At 65.7% G+C, this 25,888-nt stretch carries 27 protein-coding genes; 25 read left to right on the top strand and 2 right to left on the bottom strand.

Annotated features, from left to right (window positions below):
• The first annotated feature begins 41 nt into the window (after positions 1-41).
• From ACTIF6_RS12760 to ACTIF6_RS12730, 7 genes are all read left to right on the top strand, one after another.
• Complete coding sequence (locus ACTIF6_RS12760) at positions 42-1,004, top strand: TRAP transporter substrate-binding protein (RefSeq protein ID WP_439588365.1); 963 nt, start codon at positions 42-44, stop codon at positions 1,002-1,004.
• The gene (locus tag ACTIF6_RS12755) at positions 1,005-1,508 is read left to right on the top strand and encodes a TRAP transporter small permease (RefSeq protein ID WP_439588364.1); all 504 of its coding nucleotides are present in this window, start codon (positions 1,005-1,007) and stop codon (positions 1,506-1,508) included. It abuts the gene before it with no gap.
• Positions 1,501-2,796 carry a TRAP transporter large permease gene (locus tag ACTIF6_RS12750; protein ID WP_439588363.1) on the top strand — a complete coding sequence of 432 codons (1,296 nt, stop codon included), beginning with the start codon at positions 1,501-1,503 and terminating at the stop codon, positions 2,794-2,796. Before ACTIF6_RS12755 ends, ACTIF6_RS12750 begins: the two co-directional genes overlap by 8 nt.
• Before the next feature lie 76 nt (positions 2,797-2,872).
• Positions 2,873-3,868, top strand: a complete 996-nt coding sequence (locus ACTIF6_RS12745) for a recombination-associated protein RdgC (RefSeq protein ID WP_439588362.1) — start codon at positions 2,873-2,875, stop codon at positions 3,866-3,868.
• A 19-nt stretch (positions 3,869-3,887) separates the two neighbouring features.
• The gene (gene crcB / locus ACTIF6_RS12740) at positions 3,888-4,271 is read left to right on the top strand and encodes a fluoride efflux transporter CrcB (protein ID WP_439588361.1); all 384 of its coding nucleotides are present in this window, start codon (positions 3,888-3,890) and stop codon (positions 4,269-4,271) included.
• Between the two features lie 102 nt (positions 4,272-4,373).
• Complete coding sequence (locus ACTIF6_RS12735; protein WP_439588360.1) at positions 4,374-5,765, top strand: RAD55 family ATPase; 1,392 nt, start codon at positions 4,374-4,376, stop codon at positions 5,763-5,765.
• A gap of 13 nt (positions 5,766-5,778) precedes the next feature.
• Positions 5,779-6,222: a response regulator gene (locus ACTIF6_RS12730; protein ID WP_439588359.1), complete on the top strand. Its 444-nt coding sequence runs from the start codon at positions 5,779-5,781 to the stop codon at positions 6,220-6,222.
• 4 nt (positions 6,223-6,226) lie between these two features.
• Here ACTIF6_RS12730 and ACTIF6_RS12725 read toward each other — a convergent pair whose 3' ends face one another.
• Positions 6,227-7,177, bottom strand: coding sequence for a helix-turn-helix transcriptional regulator (locus tag ACTIF6_RS12725; RefSeq protein ID WP_439588358.1), 951 nt, complete (start codon positions 7,175-7,177; stop codon positions 6,227-6,229).
• Positions 7,178-7,256: 79 nt separating this feature from the next.
• Between ACTIF6_RS12725 and ACTIF6_RS12720 the strand changes: the two genes are divergently transcribed.
• The 17 genes from ACTIF6_RS12720 to ACTIF6_RS12640 all read left to right on the top strand — a co-directional run bounded on the left by ACTIF6_RS12720 (position 7,257) and on the right by ACTIF6_RS12640 (position 23,739).
• Positions 7,257-7,982, top strand: a complete 726-nt coding sequence (locus tag ACTIF6_RS12720) for an NIPSNAP family protein (protein ID WP_439588357.1) — start codon at positions 7,257-7,259, stop codon at positions 7,980-7,982.
• A 13-nt stretch (positions 7,983-7,995) separates the two neighbouring features.
• Positions 7,996-8,493, top strand: coding sequence for a DUF1579 domain-containing protein (locus tag ACTIF6_RS12715; RefSeq protein ID WP_439588356.1), 498 nt, complete (start codon positions 7,996-7,998; stop codon positions 8,491-8,493).
• 35 nt (positions 8,494-8,528) lie between these two features.
• Positions 8,529-9,005 carry a hypothetical protein gene (locus tag ACTIF6_RS12710; protein WP_439588355.1) on the top strand — a complete coding sequence of 159 codons (477 nt, stop codon included), beginning with the start codon at positions 8,529-8,531 and terminating at the stop codon, positions 9,003-9,005.
• 75 nt (positions 9,006-9,080) lie between these two features.
• The gene (locus ACTIF6_RS12705) at positions 9,081-10,151 is read left to right on the top strand and encodes a flavodoxin family protein (RefSeq protein ID WP_439588354.1); all 1,071 of its coding nucleotides are present in this window, start codon (positions 9,081-9,083) and stop codon (positions 10,149-10,151) included.
• A gap of 131 nt (positions 10,152-10,282) precedes the next feature.
• Positions 10,283-10,750 (top strand): (2Fe-2S)-binding protein, encoded by a 468-nt coding sequence (locus tag ACTIF6_RS12700; protein WP_439588353.1) that lies wholly within the window; start codon positions 10,283-10,285, stop codon positions 10,748-10,750.
• Between the two features lie 12 nt (positions 10,751-10,762).
• Positions 10,763-13,144: a xanthine dehydrogenase family protein molybdopterin-binding subunit gene (locus ACTIF6_RS12695; protein ID WP_439588352.1), complete on the top strand. Its 2,382-nt coding sequence runs from the start codon at positions 10,763-10,765 to the stop codon at positions 13,142-13,144.
• Positions 13,145-13,155: 11 nt separating this feature from the next.
• The gene (locus tag ACTIF6_RS12690) at positions 13,156-13,947 is read left to right on the top strand and encodes an FAD binding domain-containing protein (protein WP_439588351.1); all 792 of its coding nucleotides are present in this window, start codon (positions 13,156-13,158) and stop codon (positions 13,945-13,947) included.
• On the top strand, positions 13,944-14,846 hold the full coding sequence (locus tag ACTIF6_RS12685; RefSeq protein ID WP_439588350.1) for an AAA family ATPase: 903 nt from the start codon (positions 13,944-13,946) through the stop codon (positions 14,844-14,846). Before ACTIF6_RS12690 ends, ACTIF6_RS12685 begins: the two co-directional genes overlap by 4 nt.
• Before the next feature lie 9 nt (positions 14,847-14,855).
• Entirely contained in the window at positions 14,856-16,031 is a 1,176-nt protein-coding gene (locus ACTIF6_RS12680) for a vWA domain-containing protein (RefSeq protein ID WP_439588349.1), read from the top strand.
• A 46-nt stretch (positions 16,032-16,077) separates the two neighbouring features.
• On the top strand, positions 16,078-16,662 hold the full coding sequence (locus tag ACTIF6_RS12675) for a CoxG family protein (RefSeq protein WP_439588348.1): 585 nt from the start codon (positions 16,078-16,080) through the stop codon (positions 16,660-16,662).
• Between the two features lie 11 nt (positions 16,663-16,673).
• Positions 16,674-17,750, top strand: coding sequence for an XdhC family protein (locus ACTIF6_RS12670; RefSeq protein WP_439588347.1), 1,077 nt, complete (start codon positions 16,674-16,676; stop codon positions 17,748-17,750).
• Positions 17,747-18,388, top strand: a complete 642-nt coding sequence (locus ACTIF6_RS12665; protein WP_439588346.1) for a nucleotidyltransferase family protein — start codon at positions 17,747-17,749, stop codon at positions 18,386-18,388. The genes ACTIF6_RS12670 and ACTIF6_RS12665 overlap by 4 nt, the downstream gene beginning before the upstream one ends.
• Before the next feature lie 111 nt (positions 18,389-18,499).
• Positions 18,500-19,615: a helix-turn-helix domain-containing protein gene (locus ACTIF6_RS12660; RefSeq protein ID WP_439588345.1), complete on the top strand. Its 1,116-nt coding sequence runs from the start codon at positions 18,500-18,502 to the stop codon at positions 19,613-19,615.
• Positions 19,616-19,907: 292 nt separating this feature from the next.
• Entirely contained in the window at positions 19,908-20,885 is a 978-nt protein-coding gene (locus ACTIF6_RS12655; RefSeq protein WP_439588344.1) for a Bug family tripartite tricarboxylate transporter substrate binding protein, read from the top strand.
• Positions 20,886-20,924: 39 nt separating this feature from the next.
• The gene (locus tag ACTIF6_RS12650) at positions 20,925-22,046 is read left to right on the top strand and encodes an NAD(P)H-dependent flavin oxidoreductase (RefSeq protein WP_439588343.1); all 1,122 of its coding nucleotides are present in this window, start codon (positions 20,925-20,927) and stop codon (positions 22,044-22,046) included.
• Entirely contained in the window at positions 22,043-22,795 is a 753-nt protein-coding gene (locus ACTIF6_RS12645) for an electron transfer flavoprotein subunit beta/FixA family protein (protein WP_439588342.1), read from the top strand. The genes ACTIF6_RS12650 and ACTIF6_RS12645 overlap by 4 nt, the downstream gene beginning before the upstream one ends.
• Before the next feature lie 11 nt (positions 22,796-22,806).
• Entirely contained in the window at positions 22,807-23,739 is a 933-nt protein-coding gene (locus ACTIF6_RS12640; RefSeq protein ID WP_439588341.1) for an electron transfer flavoprotein subunit alpha/FixB family protein, read from the top strand.
• A 2-nt stretch (positions 23,740-23,741) separates the two neighbouring features.
• Here the strand turns inward: ACTIF6_RS12640 and ACTIF6_RS12635 are convergent, their stop codons facing one another.
• Positions 23,742-24,560, bottom strand: coding sequence for an IclR family transcriptional regulator (locus ACTIF6_RS12635; protein WP_439588340.1), 819 nt, complete (start codon positions 24,558-24,560; stop codon positions 23,742-23,744).
• A gap of 124 nt (positions 24,561-24,684) precedes the next feature.
• Here ACTIF6_RS12635 and ACTIF6_RS12630 point away from each other — a divergent pair, with 124 nt between their 5' ends.
• A complete protein-coding gene (locus tag ACTIF6_RS12630; protein WP_439588339.1) occupies positions 24,685-25,860 on the top strand; it encodes an acyl-CoA dehydrogenase family protein in 1,176 nt (391 codons plus the stop codon).
• The last annotated feature ends 28 nt before the right edge of the window (positions 25,861-25,888 follow it).

Here is a 25,888-nt window from a genome sequence, read left to right as displayed (position 1 = left end):
GCTCGGTTTCCTTCTCATTCAACCATTGTCCCGGAGAAACCATGAAGCACCAATTCGGTTTGTTCGCCGCGGCGCTCGTTCTGAGCACCGCCGCCCACGCCCAGACCAAGTGGGATCTGCCTGCGGCCTATCCCGCCACCAATTTCCATTCCGTCAACCTCGCCGCGTTTGCGGCTGACGTGAACAAGGCCACCGGCGGCAAGCTTCAAATCACCGTGCACCCCGGCGCTTCGCTGTTCAAGGCCCCCGAGATCAAGCGCGCCGTGCAGGGCGGTCAGGCCCAGGTCGGCGAGATCCTGCTGTCGGCCTATCAGAATGAATGGCAGATGTTCGGTGCGGATGGCCAGCCCTTCCTCGCCACCAGCTACGCCGATGCGATGAAGCTCTACAAGGCGCAGAAACCCATCCTGGAGAAGAAACTGGGCGAGCAGGGAATGATGCTGCTCTACGCCGTCGCCTGGCCGCCGCAAGGCATCTACAGCAAGAAGCCGGTGAACAGCGCCGCCGACCTCAAGGGCAGCAAATGGCGCGCCTACAACCCGGCCACCGCGCGCATCGCCGAACTGGTGGGTGCCCAACCCGTCACCGTGCAGGCCGCCGAACTTTCGCAGGCACTGGCCACCGGTGTGGTGGAAGCCAACATGACCTCGGGTGCGACGGGTGTGGACAGCAAGCTCTACGAACACCTGAAGTACTACTACGACGTTCAGGCCTGGTTGCCCAAGAATGCCGTGATCGTGAACAAGCGCGCTTTCGACGCGCTGGACAAGGCCACTCAAGATGCGGTGCTCAAGGCCGCTGCCGATGCGGAGGCCAACGGCTGGAAGGCGTCCGAAAAGGTCAATGCGGACACCCTGGCCGTGCTCAAGGCCAATGGCATGTCGGTGGAGCCTCCTTCGGCAACGCTGCGGGCCGACATGCAGAAGGTGGGTGAAGTGATGGTCAAGGAATGGCTCGAGAAGACGCCCGAAGGCCAGGCCATGCTCGACGCCTACAGGAAGTAAATGCGCCGACTCCTCGACGCGCTCTACTCCGGTGCGGCCTGGCTGGCCGCGCTTTTCATGATCGGTGTGCTGGTCATGGTGCTGCTGTCCATGCTGGGCCGCGCGCTGCAGTTCTATGTGCCCGGCACCGACGCCTACGCGGGCTACGCCATGGCGGGCGCCGGTTTCCTCGCTCTGGCACACACACTCAAGAGCGGCGAACACATCCGGGTCACGCTGATCATCGGCAAGCTCACCGGCGGCGCGCGGCGCGGCCTGGAGTTGTGGGCGCTGTCGGTGGCGGTGGTGCTCGCCGGGCTGCTGGCGGTCTACGCCTGGCGGCTGGCCTGGCAGTCGCACCAGTTCCACGACATCTCCACCTCGGCGGATGCCACGCCGCTGTGGATACCGCAAATCCTCATGGGCGTGGGCACCACCGTGCTGCTGATCGCGCTGCTCGACGAATGGGTGCTGGAGCTCAGGCGCAAGCGCTCGCATGAAAGTGTGGAGACGCGCCATGAATGAAGTGGTCATCACCACCCTGCTGATCGTCTCGCTCTTCGTGCTGCTGGGCAGCGGCGTCTGGATCGGGCTCACGCTCGCGGGCGTGGCCTGGATCGGCATGGAGGTGTTTTCATCGCGCCCGGCGGGTGACGCCATGGCCCTCACCATCTGGGGCTCGGCCAGCAGCTGGACGCTCACGGCCCTGCCATTGTTTGTGTGGATGGGCGAGATCCTGTTTCGCACCAAGCTCTCGGAAAGCATGTTCCGTGGCCTGGCGCCCTGGGTGAATGCCCTGCCAGGTCGGCTGCTTCACACCAACATCCTGGGCAGCACCATCTTTGCGGCGGTCTCGGGCTCGTCGGCCGCCACCTGCGCCACCATCGGCAAGATGAGCATCCCCGAGCTCACCAAGCGTGGCTACCCGCCCGACAAGATCGTGGGTTCGCTTGGCGGTGCGAGCACGCTGGGCCTGCTGATCCCGCCCTCGATCATCATGATCGTCTACGGGGTGGCGGCCGAGGTCTCGATTGCCAAGCTCTTTGTGGCGGGCGTGCTGCCAGGCCTGATGCTGGCCGCACTGTTCAGCGGACACCTGATGGTCTGGGCGCTGCTCAATCCCGACAAGGTGCCACTGAGCGACACGCGGATGAGCTTCATGCAGAAGCTCAGTGAATCGCGCCACCTGATCCCGGTGATCCTGCTCATCGGCGGCGTGATCGGCACCATCTACACCGGCATCGCCACGGCCACCGAGGCGGCGGCCGTGGGCGTGGTGGGCGCGCTGATCCTGTCGGCCGCCCAGGGCTCGCTGAACTGGACCACCTTCCGCGATTCGCTGATGGGCGCCACGCGCCTCTACTGCATGATCGCGCTCATCCTGGCGGGCGCGGCGTTCCTCACGCTGTCGATGGGCTACATCGGCCTGCCGCGCCACCTGGCCGAGTTCGTCACCAGCCTGAACCTGACGCCCGGTGTGCTGCTGCTGGCGCTGGCGCTGTTCTACATCGTGCTCGGCTGTTTCCTGGACGGCATCTCCATGATCGTGCTCACCATGGGCGTGATCCTGCCTACCGTGACCGCTGCCGGCATCGACCTGATCTGGTTCGGTATCTTCGTGGTGATCGTGGTGGAGATGGCGCAGATCACGCCACCAGTGGGCTTCAACCTGTTCGTGCTGCAAGGCATGACGAAGCGGGAAATCACCTGGATCGCGCGGGTGTGCCTGCCCTACTTCTTCATCATGGTGCTGGCGCTCCTCCTCCTCTGGTGGTTCCCACAAGTCGTGAGCTGGCTGCCATCGCGGATGTAGGCCAACGCCATCCTCTAAGATAGGCAGGCCCTGCACCCAATCCGGGTGCAGGGCTTGTTTTTTTGAAGGTATCCCTGTGTTCAAGAATGTGACGATCTACCGCATCGCGCCCGGCTGGGCCGCGACGCTGGAATCGATGGAGGCCGCTCTGGACGCGGCGCGTTTCGTGCCTTGCGGCGCCACCCAGGACAAGTCGGTCGGCTGGGTGGAGCCGCGCGGTGAGGCCCATGGCCCACTGGTGGAATCCGTGGCAGGGCAACGCATCCTCAAGCTGATGATCGAGACCAAGGGCGTGCCCGGCTCCGTGGTGCGCAAGAAGGCCCAGGAAGCGGCCGACCACATCGAGGCCACCACCGGCCGCAAGCCGGGCAAAAAGGAAACCAAGGCACTGCGTGAAGACGCGCTGCTTGCTCTGCTGCCCCAGGCCTTCGAGCGGCAATCTTCCGCCTGGGTGTGGATCGACCTGGAAAACGGCTGGCTGGTGACGGACGCCAGCAGCCAGGGCAAACTCGACGAAGTGGTCACCGCCCTGGTGCGCGCCTTCGACGGCCTGGCCATCACCCTGCTGCAGACGGCCGTGACGCCCCAGACCGCCATGACGCAATGGCTCTCCGCCACCACGCCCGACGAATGGCCGGGCGGCTTCGCGGTGGAGCGCGAGTGCGAGCTCAAGTCCGCCGACGAAGAAAAATCGGCCGTGAAGTTCACGCGCCATGACCTCGCCACCGACGAGGTTCGCAAGCACATCCTTGAGGGCAAGCTGCCCACGCGCCTGGCCATGAGCTGGGAAGGCCGCATCGGTTTCATGCTCACCGAATCCCTGCAGCTCAAGAAGTTCGCTTTCCTCGAAGGCGTTTTCGAAGACCGGGGCAGCGAGGACGAGAACGGCTTCGATGCCGATGTGGCGCTCTCGACCGGCGAGCTGCAGAAGCTGTTGCCCGAACTGATGGAGGCGCTGGGTGGCGAGATGGCGTTCGGCGCTGCGCCAACCAGTGCCGAAGCCGTTGCCGCACCGCCAGTGGAACGAGAAGCCGTTACCGCCGACGCGGACGACGACGGCCCGCCGTTCTGACCCCTGATCAGCTGCCTTCATGCACAGCGTCATCGCCATCTCCATCGGGGCCGTGCTCGGCGCACTCGCCCGCTGGCGGCTGGGTCTGTGGCTCAACCACGGCGCCGCCGTGCTGCCCTGGGGCACGCTGGCGGCGAACTGGATCGGCGCCTACGTGATCGGCGTGGCGGTGGTGTTCTTCCAGAGCCAGACACAGATCGACCCCGTCTGGCGGCTGGCGGTGATCACCGGTTTCCTGGGTGCGCTCACCACCTTCTCCACCTTCTCGGTCGAGGTCATCGCCATGCTTCAACACGGCCGCTTCGCCCTGGCCATCGGCACCTCGGCGCTGCACCTGTTCGGCTCGCTGATGCTCACCTGGGTGGGCATGCGCACAGCGGCGTTCTGGTTCACCGCGGCCTGACGCTGCACTTCGCGGTCCGGCACGGACATACTCTCTGCGCAGGGGATACGTACCGTATCCTTCGTTGATACCAAAACAAAGTCCATGAATCACCCTCTCCCGATGAGCATGAAAAGATTGCCGACCCTGGTCCGAGGCCTGGATGAGATCCTTCACGGTGGCCTCTTTGCGGGTGGGGTGTACATCCTTGAAGGTCCTCCCGGCGTCGGCAAGACCACGCTGGCCAATCAGATCGCCTACACCTTTGCACAGACCGACGTTCGCACCCTGTACGTCACGATGCTCGCCGAGTCTCACTCGCGGATGCTGCAACACATGGAGGGGCAGGACTTCTTCGACCGGCAGCAGGTCAACTCGAAGGTGTTCTACATCAGCGGCTACCGGGAACTCGAAAAGGATGGGCTGAAGGGTGTCAAGGGACTGCTTCGCGCCGAACTGGCGCGCCACGGAGCTTCGTTGCTGATCATCGATGGGTTGGTGGTGCACCGCGGCGCGCCGAACGCCGATGAATCCGTGCGGCAGTTCGTTCACGAGTTGCAGAGCCTGGTGAGCGCGATGTCGTGCACTTGCCTTGTGCTGACGAGCGGCAATGGCAACGCCATGAGCGCCGAACAGACCATGGTCGACGGCATTTTTGCCTTTGAAGACCACAGCTTTCACTGGCGTGCCGAGCGGCGCATGCAGGTGCGCAAATTCCGCGGCAGCCAGGTCATCCGGGGCAGTCATACGTTCTGCATTACCCGCAAAGGGCTGCAATTTTTTCCGAGGCTGGAAAGCCTGCCACTCGACGAATGGGACGTGAAACAGGCCATTGAGCACGTCTCGACCGGCCTGCCCGCGCTGGATGCGGCTCTGCAGGAAGAAGGACTGCTGGCTGGCAGCGCCTCCATTGTCATTGGGCACAGCGGGACGGGCAAGACCACGGTGGCCCTGGCATTCGCGTCGTGTGCAACCTCGAATGAGACGGGTCTTCTGATGTCAGGTACGGAAGTTGCCCAGGATCTGCAGCGCGCCGGAGCCAACCTCGGCCTGTCCATTGGCGAGGCGGTGGACTCCGGCGCCTTGTTCATGGAACCCCTTGGACTGGAAGACGAATCCATGGACGAAATAGGGCACAAGATACTTCGCCTGGTGGACGAGCTTCATGTCCGTCGCCTGGTCGTCGACGGCGTTGCAGGCCTTGCCGACACGCTGGCTTTCCCGGAGCGCGGCTACCGGTTCCTGGGCCGTCTGCTGTGCGAACTCCGTCGACGTGGTGTGACCTCGCTGTTCACCGTCGACCCTGCAGCCTTGTCGATTGCCGCGGGCACGCCCCTGGCTGAGGGCATCGTGGGCCTGTTCGACAATGCCTTTACCTTTGGGAGTCCATCCACCGATACGGCGCAAGGCCGGCGGCGCATGCTCGACATGACCAAAGTGAGGGGCAGCCATCCCAACCGCACTGCCGTTGACGTGCACATCGCCGTGTCGGACAGCCGGCCTTCCAGTGCATGAACGGGCCGGGTCGATGAAACTGGTCCTGGTCGTCGAAGACGAATATGGCAACGCGGAAGTCCTGCAGATGCTGCTGGAATCCGCCGGATATCGGGTGGCGATCGCTTCAAACGGAAAGGCCGCGATGGACCTTCTGCAAGGAGAGAAACCCGCACTGATCCTGTCCGACTTCATGATGCCGACCATGAACGGGGGAGAACTGGGTGAGGCGGTGCGCCGCCATGCCAGCCTCACCCACACCCCCTTCATCTTCATGAGCGCCACCAGCGAAGACGTGGTGCGCGAGGTCTTCCGTGACTACGACGCCTTCCTGCCCAAACCCTTCGATGTGGACACCTTGCTGCTGCTGGTGGCTCGCTTGATTGAAAGCGGCCGTCTTCCCCCGCCGAGCAGCAAGGAGGTGGGGGATTCAATGCGGCAGTTGCTCAAGGGCATCCATCTGCCACCAGGCACCTGAAGCCTCAGCGCTTCCTGTACCGAGCCAGCACCGCCGCCGCCTGCTGCTCCATGCGCTCTCGCAACGCGGGTGGTGACAGCACCTCGATCTCATCGCCAAAGGCCAGCAACTGCCTGGCACCCTGCTCCACCGATTCGACGCGGACCGTCACCTCGTCACCCCCCTCGTCGCTGAAAGGCATGCGCGCATTCGCCAGCCACTTGCGGCAGCGCTGCGTCACGCGGGCTCGCACCTCCACCGAACGCAGTTCCGATTCGAAGCGCGCAGCAGACGCCTGCCAGGTGCGCGCCAGATCAAAGGTTGTGGGTCGCCGGAAGGTCGCACCCAGCTTGAGTTCCAGCAGGCTTGCCAGCCGATAAATGCGCACGGCATCAGCCCTCGCGGTGGTGCCGGCTGGGCGCGCCACCAGGTACCAGGCACCGGCCTTGAGAACCAGGCCCAGCGGTTCCAGCATCCGCAAGGCTTCACCCTTCCAGCTTTCGTAGCGCACCTGAATGCGACGCGCGCGCCAGACCGCGTCGGCCACCTCGCGCAGGAACTTCGGTGCGTCCTGCGCGCGGTACCAGTCCACCGGGTCGATGTGCAGGCGCTGCCCCACGCGATCGGCCTGCTCGCGCCAACCGCTGGGCAGGCTGGCCACCATCTTCAGGCGCGCCGAGGCCGCGGCCGCTCCCAGGCCCAGCTCGGTGGCGGGCCCCGGCAGACCGGCGAGCAGCAGCGCGTGCGCCTCGGGCTCGGTCATGCCGGTGAGCTGGGTGCTCCAGCCCTCGCGCAACTGGAAGCCGCCCTGGCGCCCGCGCTCGCCCCACAGCGGCACGCCAGCGGCCGAGAGCTGGTCGACGTCGCGCAGGATGGTGCGCTCGGACACCTCCATGGCCTCGGCCAGGGCGCCCGCCGTCATGCGCCCACGCGCCTGCAGCAGCATGAGGATGGAGAGAAGACGGCTGGCTTGCATGAACCGGATTTAAACATGACACGCCTTGTCAGGTTATGCCGCGCATCATCGGCCTATCGTTTTTTCAGGAGCTGCGCCCATGACCGAATCCCCCATCGTCGAACTGCGCCGCTACACGCTGCACCCCGGACAGCGTGAGGCGCTCATCGAGCTGTTCGACCGCGAATTCATCGAAACGCAGGAAGCGCTGGGCCTGCGCGTGATCGGGCAGTTCCGCGACCTCGACGACGAGAACCGCTTCGTCTGGTTGCGTGGTTTTGCCGATATGACTGAACGCGCTGCCGGCCTGGACGCGTTCTACGGCGGCCCTGTATGGCAGGCCCACCGCGACGCGGCCAACGCCACCATGGTGGATTCGGACGACGTGTTCCTGCTGCGGCCGGCGTGGGCCGGCGCCGGCATCGACGGCGCGAAATCCGCTCGCGCCGCACCCGGTGCCACCGACCAGCCCGCGGGCCTGCTCGACGCCACCGTGTTCCCTCTTCATGCACCGGCTGGCAGCGATCTGCTGGCCCTGTGCCGCGAGGTGTTGTCACCGGTGCTGCGGCAAGGCGGCGCGCGGCGGATCGGCTGGTATGTCACGGAACACAGCCCCAACAACTACCGGCGCCTGCCGGTGCGCGAGGGCGAGCCCGTGCTGGTGGGGCTGGCCCTGTTCGATCACGCCGACGCGTTCGACGCTTTCGCCCGCAGTGGTGCGTGGGCCCGAAACGCCCAGCCCGCGCTCGCCCCCTGGCTCGCCCACCCGGCCGAGGGCCACCGCCTGGTGCCCACGTCACGCTCGGCCTTGCACGCCACGCTCTGAAAGGAAACCCGTCATGACCCACTCCAGCCCACACGACTTCGATTTCCTCCACGGCCAGTGGCAGGTCACGCACCGGCGTTTGAAAGAACGACTGTGCGGCAGCAATGACTGGCAGACCTTCGATGGCCAGTGCAGCGTCTGGCCGGTGCTCGGCGGTGCCGGCAATGTAGACGACAACCTGCTGCACCTGCCGGACGGCAGCTACCGCGCCACCACGCTGCGCACGCACGACGCGAGCACGGGCCGCTGGTCCATCTGGTGGCTCGATGGCCGACACCCCGGCCGGCTCGACGTGCCCGTGGTGGGCGCATTCGATGCGGGAGTGGGTACCTTTTATGCGGACGACGTGCTGGATGGCCGCCCGATCCGCGTGCGGTTCCGCTGGACTGGCACCCACACGCCAACGCCCCACTGGGAACAGGCGTTCTCGGCCGATGGCGGCAGCAGTTGGGAAATCAACTGGACCATGCACTTTGAACGCACAATCCCCGGTGCCACCAGCGCCCACTGAAAACTTTGTGGCGCTGGCGTGGTCCAACGCCCCACATGCTCAAGTTCCTGCTGTCTACCGCCCTCCTTCTGCTGGCCCCCACCGCCTCGGCGCAATTGCTGTGGAGCGGCGTGCCCGCTGGCGCCTCGCCCAACGAAGTGGTGGCGTTGGTTCCCGAGGCGCGCCCCGCATCGCGTGGCCCGGTGCTGCTGGAGATTCCCCGGCATGAACTGGTGGGTGCGGTGTTCGCGGTGGCGTTCGAGTTCGAGCAGGACAGGCTGACGGGCATCACCCTGCGGTCGCAGGCAGAAACGGCCAGCGAGGCGCGTGCCATCGCCCAGCGCCTCACCGCTTCACTGCGCTCGCGCTACGGGCTGGAAATCAGCACCAGGAGCCGGCAGGACAACGTGATCCCCGGCATCGACCGGAAATGGTCGTACCGCAGGGCCAGCGTGCACCTGCTGGTCGTCGAAGACCGCGTGGTCAGCCTGCGCTACCAGGCCGAGCCCACCCGCGCCACCGGTCAGCTCTGAGGGTGCGCCAGCGAACAGACGTTCGCCCTGCACGGCTTCCACAGTGGGCATTCCAGCCACTGCATCGGACTCCGCATGACCCGCATTCGAAAAGGACAGGCACCTGAACCCATGTCGCGGGAGCGGTTCTCCGAACGCTACCGCGCTTTCTTCATGGACCCGGCCTTTCGCGCCGAGGACGCCAGCATCGAGCGCCTGGAGTCCATTGCCTGGGACGCGTACACCGAGGGCCGCAAGGCGCCGGTGACACAAAAGGCCGGCCCTGGCTACGCCGACCCGGACTACGACCTGTCGTCCGAATGGATCGCCACCCGACAGCGCATCGACGCGGCGCAAGCCCGCTGGGCGCTGCCCGACACCCCTTCGCGCGTGCTGCTGGTCTGTGGCTCCGCACGCAACGACGGCACCTGCCCGGGTGAAATCTCAAAGTCTTTCCGGCTCACCGAGATCGCGCGAGAGGCGCTGGCACAGCAGCAGATCGAGACCGACGTGCTGGACCTGAGCCTGATCACTTCTGAATACGCCCTGCACATCCACCCCTGCAAGGGTTGCGTGTCCACGGCCATGCCGCTGTGCCATTGGCCTTGCAGCTGCTACCCCAATCACGCCCTGAACCAGACGCACGACTGGATGGCCGAGATTTACGAACGGTGGGTGGCCGCGCACGCGGTGATCATCGTCACGCCGGTTTACTGGTACCAGAGCCCGAGCCCCCTCAAGCTCATGATCGACCGGCTGGTGTGTGCCGATGGCGGCAACCCGGACCCCACCGCCACCGGTGGCAAGAAACCCGAGAAGGCCAAAGCCATCGAGAAAGCGGGCTGGGACTACCCCCAGCACCTGGCTGGCCGGGCCTACGGCCTGGTGGTGCACGGCGACGTGGCCGGCATCGAGGGATCCCGCCGCTCGCTGTGCGACTGGCTGGACTGGATGGGCCTGATCGACGCCGGTGCGCCAGCTCGACTGGACCGTTTCATCGGCTACTACGAGCCGTACTACAACAGCCACGACACGCTGGACAAAGACACCGAAGTCCAGGCCGAAACGCGCAACGTAGCACTTGCCGTGGCTCAGGCGGTGGTCCATCTGCGAGCCGGCCGTCTCCAGACCGTACAGCCAAGGCTTCAGCGCCCACGGCCCAAGTAGGCCCGGCCGAGCGCCAAGTCTCAATTTGAGAATGATTGAGGCCCTCCCCGCGAATTGAGGGTTAACCCGCAAACCCGGCGGGAACCAGCGTGCTCAACTGTCGGCGCCCCCACCCAAAACAGGAGACAAGCATGCAGGTTCAACTCAGGGTCAACGGCAAGGCCGTGACCGTCGATGCGCCACCCCATCAGTTGCTGGTGCAGACCCTTCGCGAGCAACTCAAGCTCACCGGCACCCATGTCGGCTGCGACACCGCCCAGTGCGGCGCCTGCACCGTGATGGTGGACGGCCGCGCGGTCAAGTCCTGCAACGTGCTGCTGGCCCAGGTGGCCGGCACCGAAGTCACCACCATCGAAGGCCTGGCGAGTGCCGACGGCACCATGCACCCGATGCAGAACGCGTTCAAGGAATGCCACGGCCTGCAATGCGGCTTCTGCACCCCCGGCATGGTGATGAGCTCGGTGAGCCTGTGCAAATCCAACCCCGGCGCGAGCGCGACCGAGATCCGGGAACTGCTGGAAGGCAACCTCTGCCGCTGCACGGGTTACCAGAACATCGTCAAGGCCGTGCAGCAGGGTGCTGCAGCCATGAAGGCCTGAAGGAGAAACATCATGGGTGCTTCCGACTTCTCCAAACTCCCCCACATCGGCGAATCCTTGCTGCGCAAGGAGGACTACCGTTTCCTCACCGGTGCCGGTCAGTACACCGACGACATCGTGCTGCCCAACATGCACCACGCGGTGTTCGTTCGCTCGCCGCACGCCCACGCCAACATCCGCAAGATCGACAAGGCCGCCGCACTGAAAGCGCCGGGCGTCATCGGCGTGCTCGATGGCAACGACGTCGCCGCCGACAAGGTCAATGGCCTGCCCTGCGGCTGGCTCATCACCGACACCGCCGGCCAGCCGATGAAGGAGCCGCCGCATCCGATCCTGGCCTTCGGCAAGGTGCGCTATGTGGGCGACCATGTGGCCATGGTGGTGGCCGACACACTGGAAAACGCCAAGAACGCCGCCGAACTGGTGGACGTGGACTACGAGCCGCTGGCCGCCGTGGTGGACGTGCGCGATGCCATGAAGGCAGGCGCGCCCGCGCTGCACGAAGCCGCCGCTGACAACCACTGCTACAAGTGGGCCATCGGTGACAAGGGCACGGTGGACGCCGCCTTCAACGGCGCCGCGCACGTGACCAAGATCGACCTGATCAACAACCGTCTCGCACCCAACCCGATGGAGCCGCGCGCGGCCATCGCCAGCTACAACCGCGCCGGCGACGACTACACGCTGTACGTTGCCAACCAGAACCCGCACGTGGAACGCCTGCTGATGACGGCCTTCGTGCTCGGCCTGCCCGAGCACAAGGTGCGCGTGATCGCGCCCGACGTGGGCGGCGGCTTCGGCGCCAAGATCTTCCTGTACGCCGAAGATGTGTGCCTGACCTGGGCTTCCAAGAAGCTCAACTGCGCGATCAAGTGGAACTGCGACCGCTCGGAGGCCTTCCTGTGCGACGCGCACGGCCGCGACCACGTGACCCACGCCGAGCTGGCCCTCGACAAGGACGGCAAGTTCCTCGCCTTCCGGGTGCACACCGACGCCAACCTCGGCGCCTACCTCTCCACCTTCTCCACCGCGGTGCCCACCATCCTGTACGCCACGCTGCTCGCGGGCCAGTACAAGACACCGCAGATCTATGTGGAAGTGGATGCCTGGTTCACCAACACCTCGCCGGTGGACGCCTACCGTGGCGCCGGACGGCCCGAGGCCACCTACCTGCTCGAGCGCATCGTGAGCCGGGCCGCGTGGGAGACCGGTCTGTCGCAGGACGAGATCCGCCGTCGCAACTTCATCACCGAGTTCCCGTACCAGACCCCGGTGGCGCTGCAGTACGACACGGGCGATTTCCCGGCCTGCATGGTGAAGGCCAACGAACTGGCCGAGATGGCCACCTTCGAGCAGCGCAAGTCCGCTTCCAAGGCCAAGGGCCTGCTGCGTGGCGTGGGCTACAGCAGCTACATCGAGGCCTGCGGTCTCGCGCCCAGCAACGTGGCGGGTGCACTCGGCGCGCGCGCCGGCCTTTTCGAATGTGGCGAGGTGCGCGTGCACCCCACCGGCAGCGTCACGGTGTTCACCGGTTCGCACAGCCATGGCCAGGGGCACGAGACCACATTCGCGCAGGTGGTGGCCTCGCGCCTGGGGCTGGACCCGTCCCAGGTCGACATCGTGCACGGCGACACCGGCCGCGTGCCCTTCGGCATGGGCACGTATGGATCACGCTCCATCTCGGTGGGTGGCGCGGCCATCATGCGCGCGCTCGACAAGATCGAAGCCAAGGCCAAGAAGATTGCCGCCCACCTGATGGAGACCGGCGATGCCGACGTGGACTTCGCCAACGGCGAATTCACCGTGAAGGGCACCGACAAGAAGGTCACTTTCGGCCAGGTCGCGCTCACCGCCTACGTGCCGCACAACTACCCGCTGGACAAGCTGGAGCCGGGCCTGAACGAGACCGCGTTCTACGACCCGACCAACTTCACCTTCCCCGCCGGCACGCACATTTGCGAAGTGGAGGTGGACCCCAACACCGGCGTGGTGCGCATCGACCGCTTCACCGCCGTGGACGACTTCGGCACCATCATCAACCCGATGATCGTCGAGGGCCAGGTGCATGGCGGCCTGACGCAAGGCATTGGCCAGGCGCTGCTGGAGAACTGCGTTTACGACCGCGAAACCGGCCAGCTCGTCACCGGCTCTTTCATGGACTACGCCATGCCGCGCGCCGACGACGTGCCGGACTTCCGGCTCGGCCACGTGGTCACGCCCTGCACCACCAACCCGCTGGGCACCAAAGGCTGCGGCGAGGCCGGCGCCATCGGTTCACCACCCGCGGTGATCAACGCCGTGCTGGATGCGCTCGCGCCCCTGGGCGTGAAGGAACTGGACATGCCGGCCAGCCCCAGCCGTGTGTGGGAAGCCATTCAATCGGCGAAGAAGTAAGGAGACCGACCATGTACGCATTCACGCTCGAACAACCCAAGACCCTGGCCGACGCCAAACGCCTGGCAGCCGGCGGTGCTCAGGCCCTGGCCGGTGGCCAGACGCTGATCGCTTCCATGAAGCAACGCCTCATGCGCCCTGAAAACCTGGTCGACCTCGGCGGCGTGTCCGAACTGCGCGGCGTCAAGGTCGAGGGCCAGACGCTGGTGATCGGCGCCATGACCCCCCACCAGGAGGTGGCCGACAACGCCGATGTGAAGAAGCTGATTCCGGGCCTGGCTGCGCTGGCCAACGGCATTGGCGACCGCCAGGTGCGCGCACGCGGCACCATCGGCGGATCGGTGGCCAACGACGATCCGGCCGCCTGCTACCCCAGCGCGGTGCTGGGCCTGGGCGCCACCGTGGTGACCGACCGGCGCCAGATCGCCGCCGACGACTTCTTCCAGGGCCTCTACACCACCGCGCTGGAACCGGGTGAACTCATCACAGCCATCCGCTTCCCCGTGCCCACCAAGGCAGCCTACGCCAAGTTCCGCCAGCCGGCCTCGCGCTTCGCACTGGTGGGTGTGTTCGTGGCGCTCACGCCATCGGGTCCGCGCGTGGCCGTCACCGGTACCGGCAACGGCGTGTTCCGCCACGCCGGCCTGGAAGCGGCATTGGCAAAGAGCTTCACCCCCGAGGCCGTGGCCGGCGTGAAGGTGGACGCCAGCGAGATGAACGGCGACCTGCATGCCAGCGCCGCCTACCGCGCGCACCTGGTCACGGTGCAGACGCAGGCCGCCGTGCGGCAGGCGAATGGATGACCGGTTTGCCCGAAACCGATTCCATCGACGGCCTCACCCACGCCCTGCAAGGCGTGGGCTACCACGCACCCCGGCGGCTGGCCACCGCCGTGTTTCTCGCCATGCGACTGCAACGCCCGCTGCTGCTGGAAGGTGAACCCGGCGTGGGCAAGACCGAACTCGCAAAGGCGCTCGCGAAAGTGCTCGGTCGCCCGCTGCTGCGCCTGCAGTGCTACGACGGCATGGAGCAGCGAGAAGCGCTTTATGAATGGAACCACACCGCGCAGCTGCTGCACATGCGCGCCGCGCAGGCCATGTCCACACCCGACGAGATCGAGCGCGAGGTCTACCAGGCGCGCTACCTGATCCGCCGCCCCTTGCTGCAGGCGCTGCAGACGCCCGAGCCCGGCGCCGTGTTGCTGATCGACGAGGTCGACCGCGCCGATGAACCTTTCGAAGCCTTCCTGCTCGAGTACCTGGGTGAATACCAGGTCAGCATTCCCGAGCTCGGCACCATCAAGGCCGTGGCCGCACCGTTGACCATCCTCACCAGCAACCGCACCCGCGACCTGAATGACGCCGTCAAGCGCCGCTGCCTCTACCAGTGGCTGGACTACCCCGAGCGCGAACGCGAACTCGCCATCGTCAAGAGCCAGGTGCCCGAGGCCAGCGCGCAACTCACCGAGCAGGTCACGCGCTTCGTCTCGCGCCTGCGCAACCAGCCGTTCGCCAATGCCTTCCAGCGCAGCCCCGGCATCGCCGAAAGCGTGGAATGGGCCAAGGCCCTGGTGGCGCTGGACACCCTCACGCTCGACCCCGAGGTGATCCAGGACACCGCCGGCATCCTGTTCAAGCAGCGCGAGGACGTGGCTGCGTTACTGCCGATGCTGGACAAGCTGCTGGAGCCCGAACCCCTCTAGGGTCCCGCCATGATCCTCGGCGACGCACGCAGCGGAAAATTCCCGGACCACATCACCGCCTTTGGCCGCGCCCTGCGCCGCGCCGGCGTGCCGGTGGACAGCAGCCGCGTGGTGCTGGCCATCACGGCGGCGCAGGCGGTGGGCGTGGAGCGCAAGGACGACCTGCGCGCGGCGCTCGAAGCCGTGCTGATCAGCCGCCAGCAGGACATCGGCGTGTTCGGCGAGATGTTCGACGCCTTCTTCCGCAACCCCGAACTCGCGCAGCAACTGCTGGCGCAGATGCTGCCCAAGGCCGCCAAAGCCCACCCGGTGCGGCGCAAGGCGCGCGTGCAGGAAGCGTTGAGCGTGGCTGGCCTCAAGGCGCGCACGCCGAACCAGGGCGAGACCGAACTCAAGTTCGATGCCGCCATGACCGCGAGCGACCAGCAGCGGCTGCGCCACGCCGACTTTGCCGGCTTGTCGGCCAGCGAATTCCGCCTCGTCGAACAACTGGTGCGGCAGATCCCCCTGCCCTTGCCGCCGTTCCGTTCCCGCCGCGAGCGCGCCGGCACGCGCGGCCATCGGCCCAACTGGCCGCGCGCCATGCAGCAGGCCCGCCGGCACGACGGCGAACTGCTGGAACTGCCTCGCCTGAGCCGGCGCCGCCAGCCGCTGCCGCTGCTGATCCTGGTCGATATCTCCGGCTCGATGGAGCGCTACGCCCGCCTGCTGCTCGCCTTCCTGCACCAGGCCACGCGCGGCACCCCTCGCGCGGCATTTGCCTTCGGCACCGACCTCACCGACCTGCGCGCCGCCTTCCGCCACCGCGACACCGACGAGATGCTGGCCATGGCCAACGCCGCCATCGACGACTTTGCCGGTGGCACGCGCCTGGGCGCATCGCTCACGCAACTGCGCGAGCGCCACACCCGATGCCTGGTGGGCCGGCGCACCGTGGTGCTGCTGATCACCGACGGGCTCGACACCGGCACGCCCGAAGTGCTTGAACAGGAACTGCAATGGCTGGGCCGCCACACGCGGCAACTGCTCTGGCTCAACCCCCTGCTGCGTTTCGATGGTTACGCGCCACTGGCCAGCGGTGCCAGCGTGCTGCACCGCCACGCGCACGGCATGCTGGCGGTGCACAACCTGAGCCGGCTCGAAGACCTCGCGCGCTCCATGGCATCGCTCATGCAACGCGGCTGACGCCCCCGATTTCATTCAACATTTCGTCCTGACAGGAGATACCAACGTGGAAATGCAAGGCAGCCGGCCGCTCGCCGTGACCCAACAACAGGCCTGGGAGGCCCTCAACGACCCCGAGATCCTCAAGACCTGCATCCCGGGTTGCGAGAAATTCGAACCCACCGAACCCAACACCTATGCCGTGGGCACCGCGCTCAAGATCGGCCCGGTCTCCGCGCGTTTCAACGGCCGCGTGGTGCTCTCCGACATCGTGCCGCCCGAGTCGTACAAGCTCAGCTTCGACGCGCAGGGCGGCGTGGCCGGATTCGGCAAAGGCGAATCCAGCGTGTCGCTCAAGCCCACGCCCACCGGCTGCGAACTCAGCTACACCGTGCGCTCCACGGTGGGTGGCAAAATTGCGCAACTGGGGCAGCGCCTGATCGACGGCGCCGCCAAATCGCTGGCCGAAGATTTCTTCCGCCGCTTCGACGAAGAGCTGCAGCGCCGTTACCCGAGCGCTGCGGTTGCGGCCGGCGACGTGGTGGCGGCCCCCCCGCCCGCACCTGCGGCTTCGGGCGGCCTGCCCACCTGGGCCTGGGCCGCCATCGTGGTGGTGGGCGCCGTGGCCATCTACCTCGCTACCAGAAACTGAAGGACGCCCAATTGGAAAACCTCGACGTCACCGTGCTGCGCACGCTACAGGGCTGGCGCGAGAAGGGCCAGCGCGCCCTGCTCGCCACCGTGGTGCGCACGTGGGGCTCCTCACCCCGGCCCGTGGGCTCCATCATGGCCCTGTCCGAAACCGGCGCTGTGGTGGGTTCGGTCTCGGGCGGCTGCATCGAAGACGACCTGATCTACCGCTACAGCCGCGCGCATGGCGCCGTGCAGGGCAGCACGGTGCCGGCTGGCATCACCCACGAAATTCCCGACGGCACGCCCGAGCGCGTGAAGTACGGCGTGAGCGCAGACGAAGCCCACCGCTTCGGCCTGCCTTGCGGCGGCACGCTGGAACTGGTGCTGGAGTTCAACCCCGAAGCCGCGTCGCTCGCGGAACTGGTACAGGCCCTGGCCGGTGGTCAGATGATGGAGCGGCGCACCGAGCTGTCCACCGGCCGCGTGTCGCTGCGTGCGGCCGAAGCGCCGTCTGCACTCATCGACGACGACCGGGTGCTCAGCAACACCTTCGGCCCCGAATACCGCATGCTGCTCATCGGCGCCGGCCAGCTCACCGAGTACCTGGCCACCATGGCGCTGTTCAGCGGCTTTGCCGTGACCGTGTGCGATCCGCGCGAGGAATACCGCACCGCGTGGTCGGTGCCCGGTGTCACGCTGGTCACCGACATGCCCGACGACGTGGTTCGCGATTTCCGGGTCGACCGCCGCAGTTGCGTCATCGCCCTCACGCACGATCCCAAGCTCGACGACCTGGCACTGCTCGAAGCGCTGGAAACCGACGCGTTCTATGTGGGCGCCATTGGCTCGCGGCGCAACAACGAAGCGCGCCATGCCCGCATGATCGAGCACTTCGAACAGACAACTGAAAGCCTGGCGCGCCTGCGCGGCCCCATCGGCATCTACATCGGCAGCAAGACGCCGCCCGAGATCGCCGTGAGCATCATGGCCGAGGTGCTGGCGGTGAAGAACGGCGTGCCGCTCCCGCGCGACATGGACGTGGCCAGTGCCAAGAATTCGCAGGAAGCCAACGTACCCTCCTCCCCCACCTGCTTTGTCTCCCCATGAAGACGGGCTTTGTCATCCTCGCCGCCGGTGCCGGGCGCCGCATGGGTGGCATCGCCAAATGCCTGCTGCAGCTGGAAGGCAAGACCCTGCTGGAACGCCTGCTGACTCAACTGCAGCCGCTGCGCGGCAAGGCGCGGCACGACCTGGTGCTGGTGCTCGGCCACCACGCGCACGATATTCAGGCCCACGTGGCACAGCTGCCTGACCGCATTGCCCCCCTCTGCGTCATCAACCCGCGCCCGGAAGACGACACCGCCTCGTCGCTGCGTGCCGGCCTGCGCGCGCTGGCCAGCGATGTGAAGCAGATCGTGGTGCTGCTGGCCGATCAGCCCATGGTGGATGGCGAGGACGTACAGGCCGCGCTGGACGCCTTCAAGGCGCGCGACACCGGCATTCGCGTGCAGGTGCCCATGGTGTACGGACAACCCGGTCACCCGGTGATCTTTGACGCGCAGGTGCGCGCCGCGCTGACCGGCACGCCGCTGCAGCCCAGCCTGCGCCAGTGGCGCGCGGCGCACCCCGAGGCGGTTCGCCTGTGGACGGTGGAGAACCCGCACTACACGCGCGACCTGGACACCCCGGCCGACGTGGAGGCATTGGTGAAAGAGACCCGCTGGTCGTGGCGCTGGCCGGGTTAACCCGAGCACCCCGCTCAGGCGTGTGCGCTGGCGCACAAACGCTGCTTTAATGAGAATCTCGCCCCCGATCCTGCAGCCCGGCCCGCCCGCCCAGCCACCCCCAAGCCGATCGTGACCCCACAGCCCCAGCCACCAGTTCCCCACCAGCAACGGCTTGCCCTGATCGAGCAGGCGCGCAAGGCGGTGCTGGAGTCTCGTGCACCGCTCACACCGCCGCTGCTCGCGCCCTGGGTGGAACGCTCCTGGCGCCGCTGCCTGGACCTGGGGTTCCAGCCCCAGCAACACATCGCCTTCGACGCCGTCACCGCCGCGCACATGCGCCACGCCATCGAGGCCAACCAGCCCTTGCTGCGCGCGGCCGCGCCGGTCATCCAGTCGCTCACGCGCGCCATGGCGCACACGCGCTACTTCTCCATCCTCACCGACGCGCGCGGCACGGTGATCGATGTCAACGGCCCGGTGGACCGCCAGAACCCTCTTGCAGCGAACATCGCCCGCGTGGGCGTGGATCTGTCCGAACGCGCGGTGGGCACCACTGCCATCGGCACCACCCTGGCCGAACTGCAGCCCGTGTGGCTGCACCGGGGTGAACATTTCTACGACGACACCAGCGTCTACAGCTGCGCCGGCGCGCCCATCTGGGGGCCCGACGGCCAGTGCGTGGGCATGCTTGACCTGACCGGTGTGAACGTGATCGAACAGCCCGCGCTCAAGCACCTGGTGACGCAATCGGCGCGCAGCATCGAGAACGCGCTCACGCTCGGCCGACCGCACCGCCTGCTGCTGTGCATGAACTGGCCAGGCCGCGTGATCGGCGACGACAGCGACGGCCTGGTGGGCCTGGATGGCGACGGCCAGGTGACCGCGCTCAACCGCTCGGCGGCCGAGATGCTGGGCATCGGCCCCGGCATGGTCCCCGGCCATTGCAGCGACCTCTTTGCCGTGCCCATGGAGGCGCTGTTTGATGCCGCCCGCGCACAGCGCGGTGCGTTCGAAGTGCCGCTGTGGTCCGGCCTGCGGCTGTGCGTGCTGGTGCAACTGAACCGCAACGGCGAACGCGGCGGCCTGCCCGCGCACGGCATTCCGCTCAAGGACATGGAAACCGCCCTCATCCGCAAGGCGGTGGACGACGCGCGTGGCAACGTGAAGGAAGCGGCACGCGCACTCGGCATCAGCCGCGCCACGGTGTACCGCAAGCTGGGTCGCCAGCGTCCTGCCGGCGCCTGAATCCGGCCAGGGCATGGCATCCATGCCCGCAACGCCAGCCCCGACGGGGGCAACTTCCTGATCGAAACCGAGCACTGCACGCTGGAGGAGATGGACCTCCACACGGCCCTGCACCGCCGCATTTCCCGATCACGGTGTTTACCCTGACGTCGTCATGTGTCCTTTGCGATATTCTTATAAGAGAAGGACGTTCCTTTATAGGAACGACTGATCGATCATCAAGATCGATCGTCCTCGGATAGCGGCGCGGGGCACAGACCCCGTATTCATGGTGATTTCAAGGAGACATGAGTTGAAAGTTTCACGCAGATCCGTGCTCGCAAGCCTGGGCGCCCTGTCCATTACCTCGTTTGCGGTGGCCCAGCAGCCCGACAGCTTCATGACCAAGCCGCTTCGGATCATCGTGCCCTTCTCTGCAGGCAGTGGCTCCGACGCCCTCGCGCGTCTGGTGGGGAACTATGTGAGCGAAGAAACGGGCCAGCCCGTCATCGTCGACAACCGGCCGGGTGGATCGGGTTTCATTGCCGTGCAGGCCGTGACCAGTGCACCCCCAGACGGTCACACCCTTTTGCTCGGCGGCTCCACGACGCATTCGGCCAATCCTCACCTGTTCAACAAGCTGCCCTACGATCCGCAAAAGGACCTGGCGCCGGTCACGCCGCTGGGCAAAGGCTGGCTTATCCTGATCGTCAACAAGGATTTGCCGGTCAAGAACCTGGCGGAGTTCATTGCGTATGTGAAGGCCAGGCCCGGCAAGGTGTTCATGGCCAGCGGCAGCCCAGGCTTGCGCGTGCCGGGCGAGTTGCTCAAACAGATGGCGGGGCTGAACTCCGAGAACGTTTCCTACCGGGGCAGCCCCCTGGCCATCAACGACTTGATCGCTGGCCAGGTGCAATGGGCCATCGTGGACGTGGGAACAGCGGGTCCCTTCATCCGCGCCGGTACCGTGCACGCACTGGCTGTCACGAACGCCATCCGTTTTCCCACCTTCCCGGACGTGCCCACCATGGCAGAAGCCGGTGTGCCTGGCTACGAACTGGCCAACTGGCTGGGCTTGTCCACCACCGCGGGCACACCACCGGCCACGCTGGAGCGATTGAACAAGCTCTTCGTCCGCGCCGCTTCCAGACCAGAGGCCGACGCGCGGATTTACACCGCAGGTGGCATGTCCCGCTATGTCACCACGCCTGCCGAGATGCTGGCGTTCACGGCCGCCGACGCCGAGAAGTGGGGCCAGATCATTCGCGCCGCTGGCATTCCCAAGGAATAAGCGCGCCCCCCATTCCTTCAACCCAACAGCAAAAGCACCATGCAATCCTCTCTGTGTCCCATGTTCGGGATCGATGTGCCGATCTTCGGCTTCTCCCATTGCCGCAACGTTGTGGCCGAGATCTCCCGTGCCGGAGGCATGGGCGTCCTCGGCACGACCTACTACAGCGCCGAGGCGCTGGAGCATGAACTGGCCTGGATCGACCAGCAGGTGGGCGACAAACCGTATGGCATCAACCTGCTGCTGCCTGGCAACTACGAAACCGTGGGTGAGGAGAAGCTGGACTTTCGCAAGCTGCCACCCGAGCACGTCAAATTCATGCGCGACGTGTGCGACGAAGCGGGCATTCCACCCTTGCCACCGGGCGAACGAGAGGCCTTGCTGGACCACGAGATCGCGCAACTGCACATGACACCCGAGCACGCGCACCAGTTGCTGGAAGTGGCGCTGCGCCACCCCAACATCAAGCTCTTCGTCAGTGCGCTGGGGGTGCCGCCTGCCCATTTCGTGGAATTGCTGCATTCGCGTGGCATCAAGGTGGGCGCGATGACCGGCAAGGTGGAGCACGCGCGCCGGCACAAGGCCGCTGGTCTGGACCTGGTGATCGCGCAAGGCACGGAAGCCGCTGGCCACACCGGAAAAGTAAGCTCGATGGTGCTGTGGCCCGAGGTGGTGGATGCCGTGGCACCCATGCCCGTCATCGCCGCAGGCGGCGTGGGACGCGGCCGACAGATGGCAGCCGCCTTTGCGCTCGGCGCGCAAGGGGTGTGGTGCGGCTCCATCTGGCTGGGCACGAAAGAGAGCGAACTCGAGCCCGAGATGAAGGCGCTGCTGTTTGGCGCCAAATCGGAAGACGCGGTGCAGACCAGGTCGCGCACCGGCAAACCCGCGCGCATGCTGCGCAGCCGCTTGACGGAAGCCTGGGAACAGCCCGGCGCGCTCAAGACCCTGCCCATGCCATGGCAGACCGTGCTCAACACCGAACCGCGCCTGCGCATGGAACGGGCGCGCCACCCCGAATTCCTGACCTACCCCGTGGGTCAGATCGTGGGCCTCATGACGGCCGAGACCTCGTGCAAGCAGGTCATTTACGACATGCTCGAGGAGTTCATCGAGACCACGGAGCGCGTGGGTCATCTGGTCGAACTGGAAAACGAATGAAAGTCGTCGTTGGAGTGAAGCGCGTGGTGGACTACAACGTGAAAGTCCGCGTGAAGTCGGACCAAAGCGGTGTGGACATCGCCAACGTGAAGATGAGCATGAATCCCTTCGACGAGATCGCCGTGGAAGAGGCGGTGCGCCTGAAGGAAAGAGGAGTCGCCACGGAAGTCATCGCCGTCTCCTGTGGTCCGGCGACATGCCAGGAGACCTTGCGCACCGCCATGGCCCTTGGCGCGGACCGCGCCATCCTGGTGGACACAGGCGCCGCAGATCTTCAACCTCTGGCCGTGGCCAAGCTGCTGAAGGCCGTCATGGACCAGGAGCAGCCTGGCCTGATCATCCTTGGCAAACAAGCCATTGATGACGACTGCAACCAGACCGGTCAGATGGTCGCCGCCCTGGCCGGCATCGCGCAGGCCACGTTCGCCTCGCAGATGGAAATCGTCGGAGAGAAAGCGAAGGTCACTCGGGAAATCGATGGAGGCCTGGAAACGCTGGAGATCGACCTTCCCGCCGTCGTCACGACGGACTTGCGCCTGAACGAGCCACGCTACGTGACCCTGCCCAACATCATGAAGGCCAAGAAAAAGCAGATCGACACCCTCAAGCCTGAAGACCTGGGCGTTGATGTGTCGCCCCGCATCAAGGTCCTCAAGGTCGTGGAGCCGCCGAGGCGTTCGGCGGGGGTCAAGGTCCCCGACGTCGCCACCCTGGTGGCCAGGTTGAAGAACGAAGCCAAAGTCATCTGAGGGAGACGAACTTGACCGCACTTGTGATCGCAGAACACGACAACGAGCACCTCAAGGGTGCCACGCTTAACACGGTGACCGCAGCGGCTCAGTGCGGCGGCGAGGTCCACATTCTCGTCGCGGGTCACAACGCCGCTGCGGTCGCCGAGGCAAGTTCGCGGGTGGCCGGCGTCTCCCAGGTCATCCACGCTGACGCCACGCACCTGGCCCATGGCCTGGCCGAGAACGTCGCGGCCCAGGTGCTGGACATCGCCGGCAACTACAGCCACATCCTTTTCCCTGCTACGGCCCATGGCAAGAACATCGCTCCGCGCGTGGCAGCGAGGCTGGACGTGGCCCAGATCAGCGATGTCAGCAAGGTGAACAGCCCCGACACCTTTGAACGTCCCATCTACGCCGGCAACGCCATCGCGACGGTGCAGGGGCTGGATCGCATGCAAGTCATCACCGTGCGGACCACAGGGTTCGACGCTGCTGAGGCCAGCGGCGGCCATGCCGTCGTGACTCGCGTGGCTGCAGTCGCCGATGCGGGAAAGAGTCGATTCGTGGGGGCCGAGATCGCCAGGAGCGACCGGCCGGAGCTCACCGCCGCCAAGATCGTCGTCGCGGGAGGTCGGGCGTTGGGCAGCAACGAGAAATTCACCGCGGTCATGACACCGCTGGCCGACAAACTGGGCGCGGCCCTGGGCGCCAGCCGCGCTGCGGTGGATGCCGGTTATGCACCCAACGACTGGCAGGTGGGACAAACAGGCAAGATTGTGGCGCCGCAGCTTTATGTAGCCGCCGGGATTTCGGGTGCCATCCAGCACTTGGCCGGCATGAAAGACTCCAAAGTGATCGTGGCGATCAACAAAGACCCGGAGGCGCCCATCTTCAGCGTCGCCGACTATGGCCTGGAAGCCGACCTGTTCGAAGCGGTACCCGGATTGACCGCAGCGCTCTGACGTCAGACGGTCTTGGCAGGCGGATAGACGCCACCGTAACCCAGAACCCGCGACATTTCCTCAGCCGCGCTCTTCGTGGCGGGCTCGATCACGGCCTGCTTGGACTGCAGGCGTGCCGTGGGCGCGGTCACTGCCAGCGCCGCAACGACGCTGCCGCTGCGATCAAAGATGGGGGCTGAGATGCCCATCACGCCATCGATCATGCCGTTGACATTGATGGCCAATGCGTCGGTGCGTGTCTTCTGCAGCACCGACGAGAGTGCCTTGCGCGTGGTGATGGTGGTGGCGGTCAACCGTGTCATGTTGACCGAAGCAAGGTAAGCCTTCTGTCTCTCGGCAGGCATGAAGGCGAGAAGGACATGGCCTTGAGCAGACGCGTACAACGGCCAGCGCTGGCCCGCCCGCACATTGAAGCGCAGGGGGTTCTGCGCCTCCATCACCATGGAGAAATGCACTTCGGTGGCGTCGTCGGAAAGCGTGCCGATCATGACCGTCTCGCCCGTCACCGTGCCCAGGCGCGCACACACCGGCCGCAGGTTCTCCGGGAAACTCTGGCTGTGCTGCAACGCGGCACCCAGCTTCATGGCTTCAATGCCCACGCGGTGCCGCCCTCCTTCCGAGGCCACATAGCCGCCGCCCTCGAGTGAACGCAGCAGATTGAACAGCGTCGTCTTGGGCATCTTGAGTTGCTGGCTCAGCGTGCCCAGCGCCACACCCTCGGGGTGCTGCGCGAGTGTGTAGAGGATCTGCATGACGCGCACAGGAGAGCGCGGCGCGGAGCCGCGGGCGTCATCGTCAATCTCGGCGGAAGGCTTGCTCATGAATGGACGTGTAAGGGTAAGTCCCTGCAAGTTTATCGTGCATCTCGATTGACATTCCAAATACAGAACTATATTCTTTAAAGAGAACGTCGTTCCAATAAAGGAATGCCGGAAAACACCAGCCATGGAGACCTTCTTGAAGCCCGACGCCGATGCCATTGCCGAAATCCGTGAGTCCGTGCTGGCGCTGTGCGCGAGGTTTGACGACGCCTACTGGCTGGCGCGCGACAAGGATGGGCAGTATCCGGTGGAGTTCCAGCAGGCCATGGCTGAAGGAGGATGGCTCGGCATTGCCATGCCGGAGGCCTATGGCGGCAGTGGACTGGGCATCGCGCAAGCGGCGGCGATGATGCGCGCCGTGGCGGAGTCAGGGGCCGGCATGAGCGGCGCCTCCGCCATCCACGCCTACATCTGGGGCATGAAGGTGGTGGCGTTGTTTGGAAACGAGGAGCAAAAGCAGCGTTTCCTGCCCCCGATGATCCGGGGCGAAGACCTCATGGCCTTCGCCGTGACGGAGCCCGATGCCGGACTCGACACCACCCACATCAAGACACGCGCCGTGCGCCGAGGTGACAGCTACGTCATCAACGGCCGAAAGGTCTGGACCTCGCTGGCGCAGCGTGCGGGAAAAATCCTCATCCTGGCGCGCACCACGCCGCTGGAGGAATGCAAGCGGCCAACCGACGGCTTCAGCGTCTTCTTCACGGATCTGGACAGAAGCCGCATCGAAGCGCGGGTGATCGACAAGATGGGGCGCAAGTGCGTCGACTCCAACCAGGTCTTCATCGACGAACTGGTGGTGCCGGTGGAAGACCGCATCGGTGAAGAAGGCCAGGGATTCGGCTACATCCTGCACGGACTGAACCCCGAGCGCATCCTGATTGCTGCAGAAGCGGTCGGCCTGGGATTTGCAGCACTGAACCGCGCGACCCGCTATGCCAATGAACGCGTGGTGTTCGGTCGGCCGATCGGCATGAACCAGTCCATCCAGCACCCTTTGGCCGAATGCTGGATGGAACTGTCTGCCGCGCAACTGATGGTGGACCGCGCTGCCGAACTCTACGACGCCGGCCAACCCTGTGGCGCCGAGGCGAACGCGGCGAAATACCTGGGTGCAGAGGCCGGGTTCAAGGCCTGTACGCAAGCAGTCATGACCCATGGCGGGTATGGCTATTCGAAGGAATTCCACGTGGAGCGCTACCTGCGCGAAGTGATGATCACGCGCATCGCCCCGGTCAGTCCGGAGCTCATCCGCTGCTTCATTGCCGAGCGCGTGCTGGGCCTTCCCAAATCCTACTGAAGCACTTCGAACTTCAAGACTGGAGCAA

Origin of the sequence: Hydrogenophaga sp., assembly GCF_051860785.1 — a bacterium.
Lineage (GTDB): Bacteria > Pseudomonadota > Gammaproteobacteria > Burkholderiales > Burkholderiaceae_C > Hydrogenophaga.
The sequence above is the reverse complement of the archived record's forward strand: the minus strand, read 5'-3'. Positions and strand labels throughout refer to the sequence as shown.

Bases quoted from the DNA above. Each gene is read 5' to 3' on its own strand.
- ACTIF6_RS12720 (WP_439588357.1), top strand. From the start codon at position 7,257: ATGACCGAATCCCCCATCGTCGAACTGCGCCGCTACACGCTGCACCCC.
- ACTIF6_RS12725 (WP_439588358.1), bottom strand. From the start codon at position 7,177: ATGCAAGCCAGCCGTCTTCTCTCCATCCTCATGCTGCTGCAGGCGCGT.
- ACTIF6_RS12750 (WP_439588363.1), top strand. From the start codon at position 1,501: ATGAATGAAGTGGTCATCACCACCCTGCTGATCGTCTCGCTCTTCGTG.
- ACTIF6_RS12690 (WP_439588351.1), top strand. From the start codon at position 13,156: ATGTACGCATTCACGCTCGAACAACCCAAGACCCTGGCCGACGCCAAA.
- ACTIF6_RS12645 (WP_439588342.1), top strand. From the start codon at position 22,043: ATGAAAGTCGTCGTTGGAGTGAAGCGCGTGGTGGACTACAACGTGAAA.
- ACTIF6_RS12755 (WP_439588364.1), top strand. From the start codon at position 1,005: ATGCGCCGACTCCTCGACGCGCTCTACTCCGGTGCGGCCTGGCTGGCC.
- ACTIF6_RS12760 (WP_439588365.1), top strand. From the start codon at position 42: ATGAAGCACCAATTCGGTTTGTTCGCCGCGGCGCTCGTTCTGAGCACC.
- ACTIF6_RS12705 (WP_439588354.1), top strand. From the start codon at position 9,081: ATGACCCGCATTCGAAAAGGACAGGCACCTGAACCCATGTCGCGGGAG.
- ACTIF6_RS12685 (WP_439588350.1), top strand. From the start codon at position 13,944: ATGACCGGTTTGCCCGAAACCGATTCCATCGACGGCCTCACCCACGCC.
- ACTIF6_RS12710 (WP_439588355.1), top strand. From the start codon at position 8,529: ATGCTCAAGTTCCTGCTGTCTACCGCCCTCCTTCTGCTGGCCCCCACC.
- ACTIF6_RS12700 (WP_439588353.1), top strand. From the start codon at position 10,283: ATGCAGGTTCAACTCAGGGTCAACGGCAAGGCCGTGACCGTCGATGCG.
- ACTIF6_RS12650 (WP_439588343.1), top strand. From the start codon at position 20,925: ATGCAATCCTCTCTGTGTCCCATGTTCGGGATCGATGTGCCGATCTTC.
- ACTIF6_RS12630 (WP_439588339.1), top strand. From the start codon at position 24,685: ATGGAGACCTTCTTGAAGCCCGACGCCGATGCCATTGCCGAAATCCGT.
- ACTIF6_RS12715 (WP_439588356.1), top strand. From the start codon at position 7,996: ATGACCCACTCCAGCCCACACGACTTCGATTTCCTCCACGGCCAGTGG.
- ACTIF6_RS12635 (WP_439588340.1), bottom strand. From the start codon at position 24,560: ATGAGCAAGCCTTCCGCCGAGATTGACGATGACGCCCGCGGCTCCGCG.
- crcB (WP_439588361.1), top strand. From the start codon at position 3,888: ATGCACAGCGTCATCGCCATCTCCATCGGGGCCGTGCTCGGCGCACTC.
- ACTIF6_RS12665 (WP_439588346.1), top strand. From the start codon at position 17,747: ATGAAGACGGGCTTTGTCATCCTCGCCGCCGGTGCCGGGCGCCGCATG.
- ACTIF6_RS12695 (WP_439588352.1), top strand. From the start codon at position 10,763: ATGGGTGCTTCCGACTTCTCCAAACTCCCCCACATCGGCGAATCCTTG.
- ACTIF6_RS12680 (WP_439588349.1), top strand. From the start codon at position 14,856: ATGATCCTCGGCGACGCACGCAGCGGAAAATTCCCGGACCACATCACC.
- ACTIF6_RS12735 (WP_439588360.1), top strand. From the start codon at position 4,374: ATGAGCATGAAAAGATTGCCGACCCTGGTCCGAGGCCTGGATGAGATC.
- ACTIF6_RS12730 (WP_439588359.1), top strand. From the start codon at position 5,779: ATGAAACTGGTCCTGGTCGTCGAAGACGAATATGGCAACGCGGAAGTC.